The 18,128-nt window shown below is 38.7% G+C and carries 16 protein-coding genes and 1 pseudogene; 6 read left to right on the top strand and 11 right to left on the bottom strand.

The genetic code is table 11. The features are described from left to right. Positions 1-33: 33 nt before the first annotated feature. The 6 genes and pseudogenes from FC27_RS07340 to recX all read right to left on the bottom strand — a co-directional run bounded on the left by FC27_RS07340 (position 34) and on the right by recX (position 4,750). Positions 34-1,032, bottom strand: a pseudogene (locus FC27_RS07340) (aldo/keto reductase). Positions 1,033-1,057: 25 nt separating this feature from the next. Further along, entirely contained in the window at positions 1,058-2,017 is a 960-nt protein-coding gene (locus tag FC27_RS07335) for an aldo/keto reductase (protein WP_010624335.1), read from the bottom strand. A 4-nt stretch (positions 2,018-2,021) separates the two neighbouring features. Continuing rightward, positions 2,022-2,321 (bottom strand): hypothetical protein, encoded by a 300-nt coding sequence (locus FC27_RS07330; protein WP_010624336.1) that lies wholly within the window; start codon positions 2,319-2,321, stop codon positions 2,022-2,024. Positions 2,322-2,401: 80 nt separating this feature from the next. After that, positions 2,402-3,292 (bottom strand): LysR family transcriptional regulator, encoded by an 891-nt coding sequence (locus FC27_RS07325; protein ID WP_010624337.1) that lies wholly within the window; start codon positions 3,290-3,292, stop codon positions 2,402-2,404. An 81-nt stretch (positions 3,293-3,373) separates the two neighbouring features. After that, positions 3,374-3,907, bottom strand: coding sequence for a nucleoside tri-diphosphate phosphatase (ntdP, locus tag FC27_RS07320; protein ID WP_010624338.1), 534 nt, complete (start codon positions 3,905-3,907; stop codon positions 3,374-3,376). A gap of 69 nt (positions 3,908-3,976) precedes the next feature. After that, positions 3,977-4,750, bottom strand: coding sequence for a recombination regulator RecX (gene recX, locus FC27_RS07315; protein WP_010624339.1), 774 nt, complete (start codon positions 4,748-4,750; stop codon positions 3,977-3,979). Positions 4,751-4,814: 64 nt separating this feature from the next. Here recX and rlmD point away from each other — a divergent pair, with 64 nt between their 5' ends. After that, positions 4,815-6,194 carry a 23S rRNA (uracil(1939)-C(5))-methyltransferase RlmD gene (gene rlmD, locus FC27_RS07310; RefSeq protein WP_010624340.1) on the top strand — a complete coding sequence of 460 codons (1,380 nt, stop codon included), beginning with the start codon at positions 4,815-4,817 and terminating at the stop codon, positions 6,192-6,194. Positions 6,195-6,458: 264 nt separating this feature from the next. Continuing rightward, the gene (locus tag FC27_RS07305) at positions 6,459-9,125 is read left to right on the top strand and encodes an HAD-IC family P-type ATPase (protein ID WP_010624341.1); all 2,667 of its coding nucleotides are present in this window, start codon (positions 6,459-6,461) and stop codon (positions 9,123-9,125) included. A gap of 15 nt (positions 9,126-9,140) precedes the next feature. Here the strand turns inward: FC27_RS07305 and FC27_RS07300 are convergent, their stop codons facing one another. Then, positions 9,141-10,010 carry a DegV family protein gene (locus tag FC27_RS07300; protein WP_010624342.1) on the bottom strand — a complete coding sequence of 290 codons (870 nt, stop codon included), beginning with the start codon at positions 10,008-10,010 and terminating at the stop codon, positions 9,141-9,143. Between the two features lie 106 nt (positions 10,011-10,116). Then, a complete protein-coding gene (locus FC27_RS07295) occupies positions 10,117-11,625 on the bottom strand; it encodes a multicopper oxidase family protein (protein WP_010624343.1) in 1,509 nt (502 codons plus the stop codon). A 111-nt stretch (positions 11,626-11,736) separates the two neighbouring features. On the opposite strand from FC27_RS07295, the gene FC27_RS07290 reads away from it, so the two are divergent. From FC27_RS07290 to FC27_RS07275, 4 genes are all read left to right on the top strand, one after another. Continuing rightward, entirely contained in the window at positions 11,737-12,210 is a 474-nt protein-coding gene (locus FC27_RS07290) for a nucleoside 2-deoxyribosyltransferase (protein WP_010624344.1), read from the top strand. Positions 12,211-12,380: 170 nt separating this feature from the next. Beyond that, the gene (locus FC27_RS12190) at positions 12,381-13,199 is read left to right on the top strand and encodes a hypothetical protein (protein WP_010624345.1); all 819 of its coding nucleotides are present in this window, start codon (positions 12,381-12,383) and stop codon (positions 13,197-13,199) included. A 579-nt stretch (positions 13,200-13,778) separates the two neighbouring features. Continuing rightward, positions 13,779-14,063 (top strand): flavodoxin family protein, encoded by a 285-nt coding sequence (locus tag FC27_RS07280; RefSeq protein ID WP_010624346.1) that lies wholly within the window; start codon positions 13,779-13,781, stop codon positions 14,061-14,063. A 27-nt stretch (positions 14,064-14,090) separates the two neighbouring features. Continuing rightward, entirely contained in the window at positions 14,091-14,303 is a 213-nt protein-coding gene (locus tag FC27_RS07275; RefSeq protein WP_010624347.1) for a hypothetical protein, read from the top strand. A gap of 403 nt (positions 14,304-14,706) precedes the next feature. On the opposite strand, the gene FC27_RS07270 is transcribed toward FC27_RS07275, so the two are convergent. The 3 genes from FC27_RS07270 to FC27_RS07260 form a co-directional block, all read right to left on the bottom strand. Continuing rightward, positions 14,707-15,153 carry a MarR family winged helix-turn-helix transcriptional regulator gene (locus FC27_RS07270; protein WP_010624348.1) on the bottom strand — a complete coding sequence of 149 codons (447 nt, stop codon included), beginning with the start codon at positions 15,151-15,153 and terminating at the stop codon, positions 14,707-14,709. Beyond that, positions 15,153-16,109 carry a quinone oxidoreductase family protein gene (locus tag FC27_RS07265; RefSeq protein WP_010624349.1) on the bottom strand — a complete coding sequence of 319 codons (957 nt, stop codon included), beginning with the start codon at positions 16,107-16,109 and terminating at the stop codon, positions 15,153-15,155. The genes FC27_RS07270 and FC27_RS07265 overlap by 1 nt, the downstream gene beginning before the upstream one ends. An 863-nt stretch (positions 16,110-16,972) precedes the next feature. Next, positions 16,973-18,127, bottom strand: coding sequence for a hydroxymethylglutaryl-CoA synthase (locus FC27_RS07260; protein ID WP_010624350.1), 1,155 nt, complete (start codon positions 18,125-18,127; stop codon positions 16,973-16,975). Position 18,128: the final 1 nt, after the last annotated feature.

The raw sequence follows: 18,128 nt of genomic DNA, 5'->3' as shown, positions 1-18,128 counted from the left end.
CTGCTTTCCACATCAAATTAGCAAATTATCTTCTTACATCTCATTTTTTGAGAGAGCACCGACAACGGCATGAGGTTGGTAAGGTTCTTCCAAATAATTGACGTCTTCAGTAGTTAAATTAAGTTTCAAGGCATCGACTGAACTTTGAAGATGATCAGGCTTAGTTGCGCCAATAATCGGTGCAACGACTTGTTTCTTTTGCAATAACCAAGCTAAGGCCACTTGTGCCATGGTTGCATCATACTTTTTAGCAACTTCATCAACTCTTTTGACGATTTCCATATCGTTGGATTCGTCAGCATCATATTTACTTCTTGCCACTTTGTCCGTTTCAGAACGTTTCGTTTTAGCATCCCAGGTTGGACGAGTCAAATGGCCTGAAGCCAAAGGACTATAAGGTGTTACTGCAATATTTTGATTTTCACATAGCGGCATCATTTCTCGTTCTTCTTCACGATACAACAAATTCAAATGATTCTGCATCGAGACAAATTCAGTCCAATTGTGCTCTTTAGCGATTGCTTGAGCTTGTTCGAATTGCCAAGAATACATGGCTGAGGCACCTATATATCTAGCTTTACCAGATTTAACTACATCGTGTAAAGCTTCCATAGTTTCTTCAATTGGTGTGTTGTAATCCCAACGATGAATAATGTAAAGATCAACATAATCCATTTGCAGACGCTGTAAACTTTTATCAATTTGACTCAAAATCGCTTTCCTTGATAAACCAGCTTGATTCGGCTTTTCTGATTTATCAAAGAAAACTTTTGTAGCAACGACTGCTTCATCACGATTGACATACTTTTTCAAAGCTTTACCCAAAAATTCTTCGCTATCACCGTATGAATAAAAATTAGCTGTATCAAAAAAATTGATTCCTAAATCTAGGGCCTTTTTAACGACTGCTTCACTTTTATCGTAATCGACTGCCCAAGGAAACATACCGGTCTCTGGTCAACCAAAGCCCATCGTCCCTATACAAAGTCGTGAAACTTGTAAACCTGTATTGCCAAAATTTTGATATTCCATTTCAAAAACATCCTTTCAAATAAAGTTATTTCAGTGATTGTTCCCATTCACGTGTAGTTTCAACTGCTGTTTCATCACCCAATTTATCTAATTGATTGACTTCGGTGATATTCAATTTTACTTCAGCAGCTTTTGCTGCATCCTCAATATGTTTGACCTTAGTTGCACCAATAATCGGAACTGTTCCCTTAGCCACTGCCCAAGCCGTAGCAATTTGGGCAACATCAACTTTATGTTCTGTGGCGATGACCTTCATCCCATCGATCAAAGAGCCTAATTGAGCAAGTTTGCCGTTATAAACTTTGGCCCGCTCGCTACCTTCTGGGAATGGATGACTTGCGTCATATTTACCTGACAAAGCACCTTGTTCAAGGACCATATAGGAGAAGAAAGTGATGTCATTATCACGGCAATATTCGAGTATCCCTGAAGTTTCAGATGTTCGATCCAAAAGGCTAAAGTGATTTTGAACGGCGGAAATTTTCAGTCCTGCTGAATGAAGGATCTCGTTGGCACGTTTTATCTGAGCTAAATTATGGTTAGAAACACCAATATATTTAACTTTGTCAGTCTTGGTCAGGGAGATGATCTCCTTCGTCCACTTTTCAACATCAGCCGAGTTATGAATCCAATAACTATCTACATAATCAGTCTGCAATCTTTTGATACTGCCATTGAACATATTTTCGATGGCTTTATCTGTATCATCTGCCATTTGTGGGGTAAATTTTGTCGATAACAATAATTTGCTACGGTCAGAATCTTTAACAAATTGTCCTAAAATCTTTTCAGATTGACCATTCGTATATGCCGCAGCCGTATCCCAAAGGTTCAAGCCTAGTTCAGTTGCTTTTTCAAATACCGGCTTGAGATCATCAACGTTAAAACTGTTGCCAAAAACTTGGCCAGCACCGTCAGCTTCACCCCAAGCCCATGTTCCTAGAGCAATTTTAGGCATTTTTAAATCATTTTGCATTTCAGTCATACTGTTAACTCCTTTTTTGACTAATCTTGTAACGTAAATAGTCAATTTTATCGATCTGTTGTTCCCGACAGTGGATCTTCCGTAAAATCTGTTGGCGTTTTGCCGTCAATAATTCCACTTGTTTATTAGTAGCATCAGGTTCTTTAACTAGTATGAGTAGAAATCTTTCCATTTCTAATTTAGAAAATCCCGCCTGCTTCAACACAAAGATAATTTTGGCTATTTTTGACATCTCCTCACCAGACAATCCCTGCAGTAAGTCCAAGGGAAGATGAAACTTTTGACTTATTTCTATTTCATTCATCATAAACTCTTCTTAAAAAAAATAGACATTCCTTTTGGAACATCTACAGTATGTATCACAATTTTTGAAATGTATAATGCTTATTTTTCATCATGAGAAATACCTCTCAAGTATTTCTTAGCAAACTCAATAAAGGCTACCACTGTCCGTGAACTGATTTGATCTGCCTTCCACGCTAAAACTGAATGATATTTCAAGTCAGGGTTTAATGGTACGAAAGTCAAACCATCAAAATGCGATTCCAATTTCAAACATAACAAGATTCCTAGTCCTTGAGTTACTAAAGATGTTGAATTATATAACAAATTATAGCGAGAAACGATATGAACATCTTTGGCTTTGTTTCCTAGCCAATGTGTTATTTCATTGTTCATCGAACTGCTGTCAGACATGATTAACGACTGTCCCTGAAGATTTTCTGGTGATACCTTTGATGATTTTGCTAATGGAGAATCATCTCGAACTAATATCCCCCAAGATTCTTGATCGCTCATTTCTATGAAATCATATTTTTCGGTATTTATTGGTTCAATCAACATCCCTAAATCGAGTATCCCCTGCTCAATCTTTAATTTAATATTATTCGAATTATCACTACGGATCGTAAAAGTAACTAATGGATATTGCTGATGGAATTTAGTCATGATCGCAGCTAATTCATTCATAGCCAGCAATTCTCCACTACCAATAGCAATCTCCCCAGAAAGTTCTGACTTATCTGATGACAATTCACTGATGGTTTTATCAGTCAATTGTTGAATCTCTTCAGCACGTCTTCTCAACAATAAACCTTCTTCAGTCAACGTTATTTGATGGCTTTGACGGGTAAACAATTTAACACCTAGCTCTTGTTCAAGGCCTGCAATTTGACGAGATAATGTGGGTTGGCTAATATGCAATAATTTAGCTGCTCGGGTGATATTTTCCTCTCTGGCAATCATTAAAAAATAATTTAAAACACGTAATTCCATCAGCAAATTCCTCCCTTAACGATTCAATCATACCAAAAAACCGCCAGCCCAAAAGATGAGCTAGCGGTAGATTCATTAATTTTAATGATGAGTCAATTCTTGGTAACGTTTCATCCACAAATCAACATAAGCTTGCGAAAAAGGACCTTTGCCTTTATCGATCCAATCGATCAAGATATCGACATTATAGTGCAAGATCTTGTCGATTTCAGGTGGATAATCCCACAACCGACTGTGCAAAGCATATTCGTCAACATCTAATAAACGTTTTTCTCCATCGGGGAAAACTTTGACATCAAGGTCATAGTCAATGTATTTAATAGCTTCTTTATCTAACGCAAACGGAGTTGCTAAATTACAATAGTATGAAACTCCAGTATCACGGATCATCGCAATAATATTGAACCAATAATGCTTATGGAAATAAACTATTGCTGGTTCTCGAGTGACCCAACGACGACCATCAGATTCAGTAACTAAAGTATTTTCGTTACATCCGATGATCTCATTTTCACTCGTTTTTAACACCATCGTCTCTCTCCAAGTTCGATGAATATTTCCATCGTGCTTATAACTCTGGATCGCTACGTAATCGCCCTCTTTGGGTACTTGCATAACCTTACCAGCTTTCAATTTTATTCAAAAAAAGTATAACAGAGCCTTGATACGATTAAAAGCAAAAGATCACTCGTCATCGTCTTCTAAAGCGTGTTTTATCGCAGTATATGAAAATCCCTTACCCATTAAATAATTAATTAATTTCGAAGTATTATCGTATCGATGTGAAACTTTATCAATCATTTTTCGTAAATTTTCTAATTCAGTATCTTCATCTTTTTCTAAATCTAAACTGGCAATTGCCTGATCGACAACATCACCGGTGAAGCCTTTAGCATATAAAGACTGACGAAGTTTGGTCATTTGTTGCCGAAAAGACGCATGGCTAGTTTTGCGAGCCTGTTTTTGCGCAAATTCGGTCGCATTCTCTAACAAAACATCTTGGTCGATTTGACTGATCTTATCAGCGATGATCGCCTGTGGAACACCCTTTTTGAACATTTTTTGCTCAATCGTTTTGGGACCGTTAGCCGACATGCGCAATTGGGTATTGATAAAACTTTGTGCATAGGCTTCATCATCTAGATAATTCAATTGCTTCAGCCGATCCATCACATCCATGATCGTTGGTGTGGTGTATTCTTTTTTATAGAGATAATCTTTCATTTCTTTTTCGGTTCTTAACTCATAACTCAGATAGTTGACGGCATCGCCATAAGCTTTATTAGTGTTTTCTTTATTTTTGATCAACTCAACTTGGGCATCAGTCAGTTCTTGGCCCTTCATCAATCTGAATTCAATCAAAGTGGATTCGCCAACCGGAAATACATAGCTACCATCTAAATATACGTTGTAACGTCCCTTGCGTTTTTGTGCTTGGATCTTTGTGACTTTTGTCAATTGCCCTACCTCACTGACATGTTATACTTACGTGTAGTTTAACGCTAAAATCAAAGGAAAAAATATGGATAATAAGATAAATCAAGAATTACATGTGGGAGATCGTTTTCCCCTGACAATCAAACGAATCGGTATCAATGGCGAAGGCATCGGCTTTTTCAAGCATGTCATCGTCTTCGTACCTAAAGCAGTCCCAGAAGATGTGATCGTCTGTGAAATCACCGATATCCATCCCCGTTTCTTGAACGGTAAGATCCACAAGATCAGGACCCGCAGTCCTTATCGTAACGAAGATGTCAGTGACTTAGCAAGTGAAGTGGGCGGACTTGAGTTTGCTCATATCAAATATGAGGATCAATTGAAATTTAAAGCTGATATTTTAAGAGAATCATTGGAAAAATATCGTCCTTATGCTTATGAACACTACATCATCCGACCAACGATTGCTTCACCTCAACAGGTCAAATATCGTAACAAAGCCCAATTCCCGATCCAAGAGATCGATGGAGAGATCAAATGTGGTCTTTATCAAAACAGGACTCAAAAATTAGTCGATCTGACTGAAATGCCGACACAAATGGATCTAACGATGGAAGCCATGCGTAAGATCGTTCAGATCATCAAAGATTTAAACTTGCCTGTTTATAATCCACAAGAAAAATCTGGAATCATCAGCATGATCGTGATTCGTCAATCAGTCGAATTCAACAAGCTCCAAGTAACTTTCATTACTCGCTCGAAAAAGTTTTTGAAAGAGCATCAAGTCATTGAAGCTATCCAAAAGGAGATCCCAGAAGTCAACTCGATCTCACAAAACATCAACTTGGAAGATCAAGGTGCTGTTTGGGGTGATGAGACTAAATTATTGTGGGGTGACGAATATCTTCAAGAGGACATCAATGGTTATGTCTTCAACTTATCTCCACGCGCATTCTTGCAATTGAATTCACTACAGACTGATAAGTTATACGACCTAGCTGTGAAAGCTTTGAACCCTGAAGCTGATGACATCCTACTTGACGCTTATTGTGGTGTCGGGACAATTGGTATCACTCTAGCTGAAAAAGTTAAAAGAATCTATGGTATCGAGATCATCCCTGAAGCGATTGCAGATGCCAAAAAGAATGCTGAGCTAAATAATGTCACCAATGCAGAATACTTTGTCAGTTCAGTCGACCAGATCTATCCACAGCTTCTGGAACAAGATATTCACCCCACAGCTTTGATCGTCGATCCACCACGAGTTGGCCTGGATGAAAAATTGATCAAAACTATCTTGCAAAATCGTCCTCAGAAGTTGGTTTATATTTCATGTAACCCTTCGACCTTAGCTAAGGACCTAACTTTATTAACGAAAAAATATCGGGTCGACTATTTACAACCAGTCGATATGTTCCCACAAACACCACATGTGGAAACAGTCGTAAAATTCTCACGACGTTAAATTGATTGACGTTACATAAATATCCTGATAAAATTATATTACTAAATTTACCGCATAAGGAGAATTCGCCGCTGAAGACGAATCAATCATTTTTCATATTAAAGATAAATCCTGTTAAGGAGAACTTTGGTTGGCATTTTATTGAATGCTAAATCCGATTTCTTGGTCTGAAATTTACCATTCAAGATAAATTCCGCAAATTCCATCTAACCGACCGTCCAAAGTTCTCTTTTTTTTTCGAAAATTTCAAAAAAGGATATGAAAATGAAACCCATAAACTACCAAACAAAATTAGAAGATATCAAAGAAGAATACCAGACTGAAGATTTTGAAGAAGGACTAAGTTCCCAAGAGGCAAAAAAGCGCCTCGAAGAGAACGGCCCGAACAAAATTGCCGTCAAACAAACTCCCAAATGGAAGATCTTTTTACGCCAATTCAATAATATGGTCATCTATGTTTTGATTGCTGCCGTTATTTTGACTCTCGTTATGGGAGAGTATTCTGACGCCGTGATCATCGGTTTAGTAGTCGTTATCAACACCTTGATCGGATACTTTCAAGAAACCAGTGCCTCAGACGCAGTTGAAAAAATCAAAGCGATGCTTTCGACCGACGCCACCGTCTACCGCGACGGCCAACGGACCGAAGTCCCTGCTGAACAAATCGTTACCGGCGACTCCATTTTCTTAGAGGCTGGTGATAATGTCCCAGCTGACTTAAGGATCGTTGACGCCGATAATTTAAGTATCCAGGAATCAGCTTTAACAGGTGAAGCCGATTCTGTCGAAAAATCTGAACAAGCTATTTCTGGCCAAAAAGTTGCTTTAGCTGATCAAACTAACATGGCCTTTGCTTCGACTGCCGTTACGAGTGGTAGTGGGATCGGCTTAGTCGTTGCCACTGCTGAAGAAACCGAGATCGGTAAGATCTCGACTGAAGTCAACACCGTCAAGCAACGCAAAACACCGTTGATGCAAGTCATCGACCACTTGGGAACTAGCGTGTCATATTTTATCTTGATCGCTGCCGTGGTCATCTTCGCCATCGGATTCATGTTCGACATCTACTCCTTGCCAGTCCTTGCTATGGCCGTCATTTCAGTGGTCGTAGGTACTATCCCTGAAGGATTACCAGCTACGACATCGGTTATTTTGGCAAAAGGTGTCAGTGATATGGCCAAAAATCAGAATACCATCATCAAAACATTACCATCCGTTGAGACACTGGGATCTGTCGACGTTATTGCCACTGATAAGACTGGTACCTTGACGAAAAACGAAATGACAGTCACCGACCTGATTTTCGCGGATAAAACCTATCAAGTCAGTGGAACTGGTTATACGCCTGAAGGTGAAATCACTGAAAATGGTCAATCAATTCAGCCTGACCAAAATCTAAAACTATTTTTAGAAGCCGGTTATCAGGCTAACGATACTGTCCTCTTAAAAGAAAACGACCAGTGGACGATCAATGGTGAACCGACAGACGGTGCCTTTATCACCTTGTACCACAAAGTTTTCCCCTATGGTGAAAGTGACCATTATCAAGAAGTCGATATTTTACCTTTCGACTCTGAATATCGTTACATTGCTCAACTGGTCAATGATGAAAACAATCAACAGACTTTATTTATCAAGGGTTCACCTGATAAACTGTTGCCAATTTTCAAAAAGAACGACCCTAACTTTGACATCCCTAAATGGACTAAAGTCGTTGAAGACTACTCACAACAAGGAAAACGTGTCATCGCAGTTGGTTATCGAGATGCTCCAAGCGATGCCACTGATGCCACCCATGAATTGATCAATGAAGGGATGAATTTCCTTGGCTTAGCAGCAATCATTGACCCGCCTCGTGAAGAAGTCATCCAAGCTCTTAAGGAAATCCGTTCTGCCAGTGTCGATGTAAAAATGATCACTGGTGATAGTGCCGCAACTGCAAAAGCTATCGGTGAAAAATTAGGCCTCGCCGAGTCGATCTCAGCCATCACTGGGCCAAAGTGGGATGAACTTTCTGAAACAGAAAAGGTCACCGCTGCCGAAAATAACCAAGTCTTCGCCAGAACTACTCCCGGAAATAAAATCGAGATCATCAAGGCTCTGCAAAAGAACAATAAAGTTACCGCTATGACCGGTGATGGTGTCAATGATGCGCCTGCTCTTAAACGGGCCGACATTGGTATCGCCATGGGTATCAAGGGTACAGACGTGGCTAAGGATTCAGCCGATATGATCTTGAGTGACGACAACTTTGCGACTATCTCGAAAGCTATCAAAGAAGGTCGAAGGATCTTCGATAATATCAAGAAGAGTATCCTATATCTCTTGCCGATCTCCTTCGCTGAAGGTCTGATCATCGCCTTTGCTATTTTGATGCAAGATGATATCCCACTTCATCCGACCCAATTACTTTGGATCAACATGGTCTCTGCCATCACTATCCAATTTGCTTTGATCTTTGAACCAGCTGAAAAAGACATCATGCAACGAAAGCCACGAAAAACTGGTGGTAAATTAATGAATCTTCACGATGTCTTCCAAGTTGCTTATATCTCTGTACTAATGGCGATCCTAGGGATGATCATCGACGAGTGGTTCACTCGCAGTGGTGTTTCTTCCGCTGTCACAAGCACCACCATGATCAACGTCTTGATCGTTGGTAAAATTTTCTACATGTTCAACATCAGGACCAAGAACCTTGCGCTATCAAAAGAGATGTTCGTTAACAAAAAAGCTTACATCTTCATTGGCTTGATGCTGATCCTGCAACTGATCCTAACTTATGTACCATTTATGCAATCAGTCTTCCATACTTCCGCCATCGGACCATTCGAATGGCTACTGACAATCATCGGTGGAATCATCGTCTTCTTAGTCGCTGAATTAGACAAATTGATCCGACTAGGATTGAACAAAAAGGCTACCGCTTAATTTCTACACAAAAATTTAATCTAACATCGTTTTCCAATCGCGGTCCCAGAGGATTCCCATAGTCTTTTCACCAGTGTGAACCGAAATGGCTGGTCCCAACTGGCTCCTAGCGATGCGGATGTCTGGAAAAGTTTCCTGCAACTGGTCGACCCAGTTTTGGGCCACCTCTTCATTATTTGCATCGATGACCGTCGCTAAAATTGGATAATCGACCTTTTCAAAATTATTCTGCATCTTTTGTAAGATCATCCGCAAACAACGTTTCATAGTTCTTTCTTTATCGATGGCGACAATTTTACCTTCCGGATCAAAGGTCAAAAGTGGTTTGATATTCAACAAATTACCCACAAAGGCTGATCGATTGCTGAGACGGCCTGTCCGCATCAAATGCTTCAAATCATCCACGGCAAAGTAAACGTCTCTTGTAGAGCGTAATTCTTCCAATTTGGGCATGATTTGTTCAGGTGTCTTACCCTTTTGAACCAAAGCTGCCGCTAATAAGACTAAATCAGCCTCACCAGCACTTGCGACTAATGAATCAAATGGGTAGATCTTAGCTTTGTCATAAGTCTTACAAAACATACGCAAGTTATCCATAAATGAAGTGATCCCACTAGATAAATGAATCGAGATGATACTGTCATAACCTTCAGACGCCAAACGGTCGTAAGCTTGTTCAATTTGTCCCATCGAAACTTGGGAAGTCGTTGGCAGATCTTTTTCCGTTTTCAAATAGTTGTAAAAAGTTGGCAAATCCAGCTCTTCAGTCTCCTTATACTGCTGCTCACCCAAAATAACCGTGATCGGCAAAACCGTCACGTGATATTTCTTAATCTGTTCCGGTGTTAAATATGCTGCTGTATCAGTAACGACTGCCGTTGGCATAGACAATTCCCTCTATTCTTAACTAGTTAGTAATGCCTAAATAATACCATATTTATGAATAAAATTACTTGAAAAAATGAGATTTCTCAATTTGGCTAAGTTAATGTCATTCAACTAAGACTTGGCCCATCATCCCATTCTCTTCGTGTTCCAAATTGTGGCAATGATACATATAGAGGCCCTTTTCTTCAAATCTAAAGGATATCTTATATTTATCACCAGGATTCAAAGTGATTGTATCTAAGAAACCTCGTTGAGATTTTGATGGTTTCTTGCCATTGATACTAATGATCCTGAATTGGACACCATGAAGATGGAAAGGATGAATCATGTTCATCATCATTTCCTTTTTGTTTTCAATGGTCCAGATCTGTTGCTGATTTCGTTTAGCATGGATATCGATTCGGTCCGGATTATACTTTTTACCATTTATCCGCACCATATTACTCATCCCGCTAAGAACCAATTTTTCATGATTAACATTTTTCTTAGGAACCTTTAAAGCTTTGCGGTCACTCAACTTGTCAGGCAAGCTGGTCAAATTATCGCGTTGCTGGTTGAGTTTCATCGTTAAGGCCTTCATGCCGCCGGTCTTGAGTTGCAAATTACTACCAACGTTTAATTTATGGGTATCAACGATGACCTCGGCACGCTCACCAGGAGAAAGTTGTAATTTCTTGATTTTGACTGGTTTAGCTAGGAAACTACCGTCACCAGCGATTTTGATCATTTTCTGATGATGATTCAAATAGAAATTATAATTACGGGTGTTGGATCCATTCAACAATCTCAAACGGACGTAACGAGTGGTGACGTTGATATATGGATTAAGTGTTCCATTGACCATGAGATTTTTACCTAAAGTCCTATCAGCGTTGTAATCTTTCTTGTAATTTAATTGGTTGTTCTTATCAAAAGTTCGATCTTGGACTACAACTGGAAAATCATCGACACCATAATTGTCAGGCAAAGATAAACATTTGCTCTTGCGATCATGGATATAGATCAAACCAGCCAGTCCCTTATAGACTTGTTTGCCAGTTGTACCACTTGGATGTGGATGGAACCACAGGGTAGCTGCTGGTTGACGGACTTTAAAACTGATCTTCTTAGTTTTGCCTGGTTTAACTGGCTCATGTGGGCCACCATCAGCTTTGCCAGAAATGATTGCCCCGTGCCAGTGGAAAGTCGTCTTCTCATCTAAGTGATTGACCTCTTTAATATGAACAGTCTGACCACGCTTCAAATTCAAGACCGGCCCTAAATAGCTACCATTATATCCTAATGTCTTAGTTAGTTTGCCACCATCGTGGAAATCTGTCTTACCCTTTTGGGCAATGACAGTGTAATAAACATCATGCTTTGTTTGCTTATCTGGCTTTAAAACTTTGGGAAGATTCAATTCCTGCATCGGCACATCAGCATCTTTTAAATCAACATTGTGTTCCTTCATCATTTTCGAATGCGAATTACTATCACTGTCGTCATCGTCATTCATCATTGAATGGTCTCCCGACATCATTCCAGCCGCCAAAGCGACACCATTAGTTTGTTTGAGTCCTAATACTACTAGCACTATCAAAAATATGAATAATACTACTCGTTTCGTTTTCAAAATATCCCCCATGATATGATTAATTTTCTTTTATTCTAACTGTTTTATTCATAAATTTTTAGTAGTTTGCATGATAAAATATTAATATCAATCAAAAGGAGCTTTTAACCAATGAAAATTTATTTTGCAAACGGATTGTTCTCACAAGCTGATCGGATGTTCAATGCCTATGTCGTTGATAAAATCAGAAAAATGTCTGACGATATCGAGGTTTACTTACCACAAGAAAATGGCGACATCAATGACAAAACTAAATTCGCTGATTCGATCAAGATTGCTGAGGAAGACAATAAAGAGTTGCTCGATTCTGATTTAGTTGTCGCTGTACTTGATGGTGAGATCATCGATATCGGTGTTGCTTCAGAAATCGGCTTAGCTTTTGGTAAGGAGATACCCGTTCTCGGCCTTTATACTGACTTGAGACAACACGGTGCCGAAAATCCAGAAAAGCTTGAAGCAGTGGCTCAAATTGGCGAAAATCCTTTTCAATATGTCAATACTTACACCATCGGTCTGATCAAATTGAACGGTTCAGTTGTTAACAATGTTGACGATTTATTGGCAGGTATTGAAGATTATCTATAAAATATTTTTCAATATTTTGATTTATTAACTTTTCAATAAGATTACATTGCATTTACAGTTAAGTTATATCCCTGAAATTGGTCGATATACGTTATATAGTATTTCTCGTTAGATATTTTTATTTAATTTATTAAATAAATTTAGAATCGCTTAGGGAGAAATTTTATATAATGAAAATGAAAAAAATCGTCACAACTTTGGTTACTGCATCATCATTAGCATTCGTAGGCATTTCTGCCTCAAACGTTGCTGGTACTGCAGCTGTCCAAGCAGCTTCTACTTCAACTGTTGATCTTCAAAGTACAGTTATCTATGTTAATAACGCTTCAGGTGCTCCAGTTTACACAACACCTTCAAATGAAGGCCAAGTTGGCGCTACTGGACAATATTTAGGTCAAGGCACAGCCTGGGCTTCAAACAAAGCTATCAAAGTCGGCAACACAACTTATTACCAAGTCGGTAACGGCCAATGGTTAAGCAGCGCTGATGTTTCCTTTGATGCACCTATCACTAGCATGAACAAGACTATGTACGTTAATGGCAATGGTGGTGGAGTTAATCTCTACTCATCAGCTAAAAATGGTTCATATGTAGGTAGCGTTCAAGATGGTGTTGCTTACCCTGTTTACGCTTCAACTACTGATGCTAATGGTCAAGTTTGGTATGACCTTGGTAACAACTCTTGGATCAACGGACAATACATGACAGATAACAAACCTGCACAAAAAGTCACTATGAGTGCTACTGCTTATGATCCAGCTGTTCTTGGTTCAAGCATGGGCTATTCAGGTGTTGCTGCTAACTTATCTAAGTATCCTAAGGGTACTCAATTAAAGATCACTTTGAGTGATGGTACCGTTCTTAACAGAACTGTTAATGACACAGGTACTTTTGCATACAGCAATCCTAACCAATTGGATATTGCTATGCCTAATTCACAAGCTTTACAATTTGGACGTCAATCAATCTCTGTTCAAGTTGTTGGCTAAGCTTGTTTTAACAAATTAGAATGTTCGAATACCGTTTGATTTAGGAACGCCCCTTTTTGTGGGTGTTCCTATTTTTTTGGTTTGTACTATTTATGGTGGGGGTTCACTGCCGTCGAAGTGGTTCCACAAATATGGGCTGGAACGTGGTGGACGCCACTTGGAGCCTCCCTTTGGGAGTCTTCAAGCTGGGTCTTATTCTAAGCTCGCTTCGCTCACTAAGAATAATTTCACCACTTAGCCCAATTTGTTCCACCACTTCGACTAGATTTGGACTATACTCATTATTTTTCCTTCTACCTATATTTATTCTGATTGTTTGTTATGTAGTTGGTATACAATCAAATATTCTATATTGTTTTTATCAGCAGCTACATATTAATCAAACACCAGAGTGATATAAGCTCGCTACGCTTGCTTACCCAAGAAATTCTAATAATATTTGAAATTTTAATTTAATAGTTTATTTATATAAAAATGCATTTCTGTCAAAATTTTATATGCATTAACCAATTTATCAATTGTTGTTTCTTAATATGTAACCTACCCTTATCTTAATTACTTGATTAGGAGTAGATTTGCATGAAGAAAATATTGGTTTTAAACGGCTCTACTCGAGCTCATGGGAACACTAAAAAATTGATTGACGGATTTACCGATGGTGCAACTGAAGCTGGTAATGTTGTTCATGAGATCAAAACGGATGAATTAAATTTTAGTGGTGAACTTCATTCTAATGATCAAGGTGTTGGCGAGAATCCTTATCATTTGGACGATATCCTTAAAGATGATGGTGATCTTGGTTATTTGTCTCGCGAAGCGCTAGATGCTGATATCATCGTTTTCGCTACACCTGTTTACTGGTGAACTATCTCAGGCAGCCTCAAAACGGCGATGGATTATTTACAGCCAATTCAACAAGCTGTTGGCTACAAAAATTTTGTCAAAAAAAGTCTTCTACTCGTAACTGCTGGAGGAAATGATTTCAGCCAGCCGGTCACGTGGTATCGGGGATTTGAAAAATATTTAAATTGGAAGAACCTTGGTGAAGTTTTAGGTAGCGAAAAGACTGCTGAAGCAAGGAAAATTGGTTTGAGTATTAAATAGCCCTCCGCAATTAGCAATTTAATTGTATATTTGAGCGTTTTTCAATTTCTATACCATCATAAAACGTTTTATCATTAATTTTTCCAATCTGTAACGGAAGAAAAAATCACAGTTGTTATGATTTTAGCGAAAAGCTAAATCATACTACTGTGATTTTTTTAATTAAACAATTGTTCCTGCTACACTGACATTTGCTTGATAAAAAATAAGAATAGAACATTAGTCCATACTAACCCCGTCGAAGTGGTGAACAAATTGGTCTCAGTGGTGAATTTATTCTTAGTGAACGAAGCGAGCTTAGAATAAGACCCAGCTTGAAGACTCCCAGAGGGAGACTCCAAGTGGCGTCCACCACGTTCCAGCCCATATTTGTGGAGCAATTTCGACGGCAGTATCTCCAAATCTAAAAAGTTTTACTCATTTCATCCACTGTCTTCGACAAATGTTTCAAATCAGAAAGTAACGATTGTTTATCTTTTTCTTCCCAAGTACTAAAGGCCGATTTCAAAGCTTCTAATCTAGCTGCATTAATACTTTCAATGATTTGATTACCTTTACAAGACAATCTAATGGACCTAACTCGTGAATCACTATGATCATTTTCAGTCTCAACAATTTCTTTAGATTCAAGCTTATCAATCTGTCGACTGACACTAGAATGGCTCTTACCTAAAATGTTTGCCAGATCACTGACATTTGTTGGTTGCATTCTTCCGATAGTAATGAAAGCTTGAAGTGATGTAGCCTCAAGATCAACTCCAGCGATTCTTATCAATTCCTTGTCTTGATCTGTTCGATTAAAGAAGACCAAAACATTTACCAAAGCTTTGTAAATCTCTTGTTCAATCATTATTTTACCTCAACAACGACACGTGGCTGTGATGGTGCTTGCCAAGCTTCTTCGATATCTTTCAATGGATAAGTTTCTACAGGTATCGTAATATTTTCAGTTGCAGCAAATTCGAAAACCTTTTTGATAGAAGACAATAATTCCGGAATTGAAGCACTCTTAGCACCGCTACCTAAAATCTCAATCGTTGAAGAACGTAGTAACGCTGAGGGCAAACTTAGTTCTCTTTGTCCACTAGCTGATCCAATACTTACATATCGACATTTATTTTGATTCCCAGCTTGTGAAATGGAAGTCATGATGGCAAGAGCACTGTCACCCCATAGATAATCCAGAACTACATCTACACCATCTTTAAAATATGGAATTAGCTTTTGCTCAAATTGTTCAACTCCATTTTCCACGGTCATATCAAACGAAACAAATGCGTCTGCACCTAATTTTGCTAATTTTTCTTCATTACGACCAGTTACGATAACTTTTTTAGCGCCTAAATGGTAAGCAATTTTGACAGCCAAACTACCAGCATTCCCAGTAGCTCCATTAATCAAAACAGTTTGACCAGGCTTAAAATATGCACGATGCTCAAGAGCGACCCACGATGACATACCCGGATTGGCAAGAGCCGCAGCAGTAACAAAGTCTAAACTATCGGGCAATGGAATAACCAAATTCTTATTGACCAAAGCTTTCTCAGCTAAAGATCCAAAAGGTGCAGTAGGTGCTAAAAAGTAAACACGTTTCCCATCATCAGTAGTACCTACTCCATCAGTACCAGCAATAATTGGAAAATCTTGTGTAGAAGAATAGTGATTACCCAAAGCACGCATCTTAGTCAAATTGCTCAAAGCTGAAGCAACAACATTAATTTTGACCTCATCATCAGTAGAATCAGGTTCTTTAAATGTAGAATAAACCGGGTTAATTCCTTTTTCAGTAACAATAGCAGCTTTCATAAAAATTCCTCCTTCAAAAAATTGATATGTGCATTTTGCACATATAATGTAGCATCATCACTTATAAAAATCAATAATTATATTTTTAGAAGATAAACACCCAACAAATCTAAAGTAATACGATTACTTAAACTAATAGCACTAACAAACTCCTAACATACCCAAGCAAAACTAGTCGAAGTGGTGGAACAAATTGGGCTAAGTGGTGAAATTGTTCTTAGTGAGTGAAACGAGCTTAGAACAAGACCCAGCTTGAAGACTCCCAAAGGGAGGCTCCAAGTGGCGTCCACCACGTTCCAGCCCATATTTGTGGAGCCACTTCGACGGCAGTGAACCTACTAAATTCAAGTTACTTGAACTTAAAACATCATCCTCTATCAAATTTATGAATTGACACTCTAGTTTCTTTTCATATGAATCGCCACATCCTTTGGATGTGCCGTAATGGACAGTAAGCGCCGTAGGCGCAACTGGCCATTAAAAAAAGACCCCCAAGAAAGGGAGCCCGTTTAAATATACGTGGTAAGATGAAATTTACTGTAGATTGATAAACGTTAAGTGAATCGAACTACTCGAAAACATATCTTACTATGTATAACTTGTTCAACTAATGAATCCTAGCGAATCTCATGTAATTGTTGTGCGACTAACTAATTAGGTCGATGTTATGTTAACTTGTGTCGCTAGTTTCAAAAATGTCGTTGAACTGTAAAAAACCAAACTTGATGCGAAAATCGATCTACCATTTACGAGAAACAATAAAACTATTTAAACCATGAAGCATTAGGTCTACAGTTCCTGAGGCACTTCATCTTTACCACGACTTAAATATATCACTTGATGTAATCGCTTGCAATACCCAATTACTTTTTGCTATAAATTCTTTCATTTTCCTTGATCTCACTCAAGTAGAAATGGCCACTGACTGTTGTTGGATCAACGCTTTCACCATCACTGATCGACTGCTGGAAAACATCTTCATAGTCGGCGATACTAATCTTATTTCGGTCAGATAATAATGCCTTAATCTCTGCTACTGGAATATTAGCTTTGAAATCATCCCCAACGATACCACTGTAAAGTTCACCCACGGCGCCAGAGCCATAACTGAACAGCAGCAATTGGTCGGCCGACTTAACGTCAGAGTTGATCAAATATGATAACAGACCAAGGTATAAAGAACCGGTGTACAAATTACCAACTTGACGACCAAATAAAATACTTGCTTGATATTCTTTTTCTAACTGAGCATATTTGGCGTCACTGATTTTACCTTGCAACGTCCGCATCGCCTTTTTACCCATCTTCGTGTAAGGAATATGGAACAACATTGCCTTAAAATCGTCAGCTGAGACAGAAAATTCAGCTTGATATTGCTTCCAGAGCGTTTCAAAAAATTCAATATAAATTTGATTTGAGTACTTACCACGGGCGAAAGCAGTTTTGGAGAAAGTAGGACGCCAGAAGTCACCGACATTTCGGCTCATAAAACTGGATTTTCCTTCGAGTTTCAACACTTGAGGATTGGCGCTGACTACCATTGCCACGCTCCCTGCCCCTTGAGTAACTTCGCCAGGTGTATTGATCCCATATCTGGCAATATCACTGGCGATAACTAAAGCTTTTTTATCCGGATGAGCGGCAATATAATCTGTAGCCATTTGTAATCCTGCAGTAGCACCATAACAGGCTTCCTTGATTTCAAAAGCACGGATGTTCTCTGGAAGATCCAATAAATCAATCAAAAACAATGCGGCAGCTTTTGATTCGTCGACACTACTTTCTGATCCAACAATCAATAGACCAAGATTTTTTTTATCATCATCAGTCAATATTTGATGACTAGCTTCAGCAGCCATGGTAACAGCATCTTCATAGACAGCTGGAACAGCCTGCTTATCTTGGCCGATACCAATTGTAAATTTATCTGGTTCTTGGTTTCTAGCCTTGGCTAATTCAACGATATCTATATAATTTTTAGGCGTATAAAAGCCAATTTTCTCAATTCCGATATCCATA

This window comes from Companilactobacillus versmoldensis DSM 14857 = KCTC 3814 (genome assembly GCF_001434295.1).
GTDB classification, from domain to species: domain Bacteria; phylum Bacillota; class Bacilli; order Lactobacillales; family Lactobacillaceae; genus Companilactobacillus; species Companilactobacillus versmoldensis.
The sequence above is the reverse complement of the archived record's forward strand: the minus strand, read 5'-3'. Positions and strand labels throughout refer to the sequence as shown.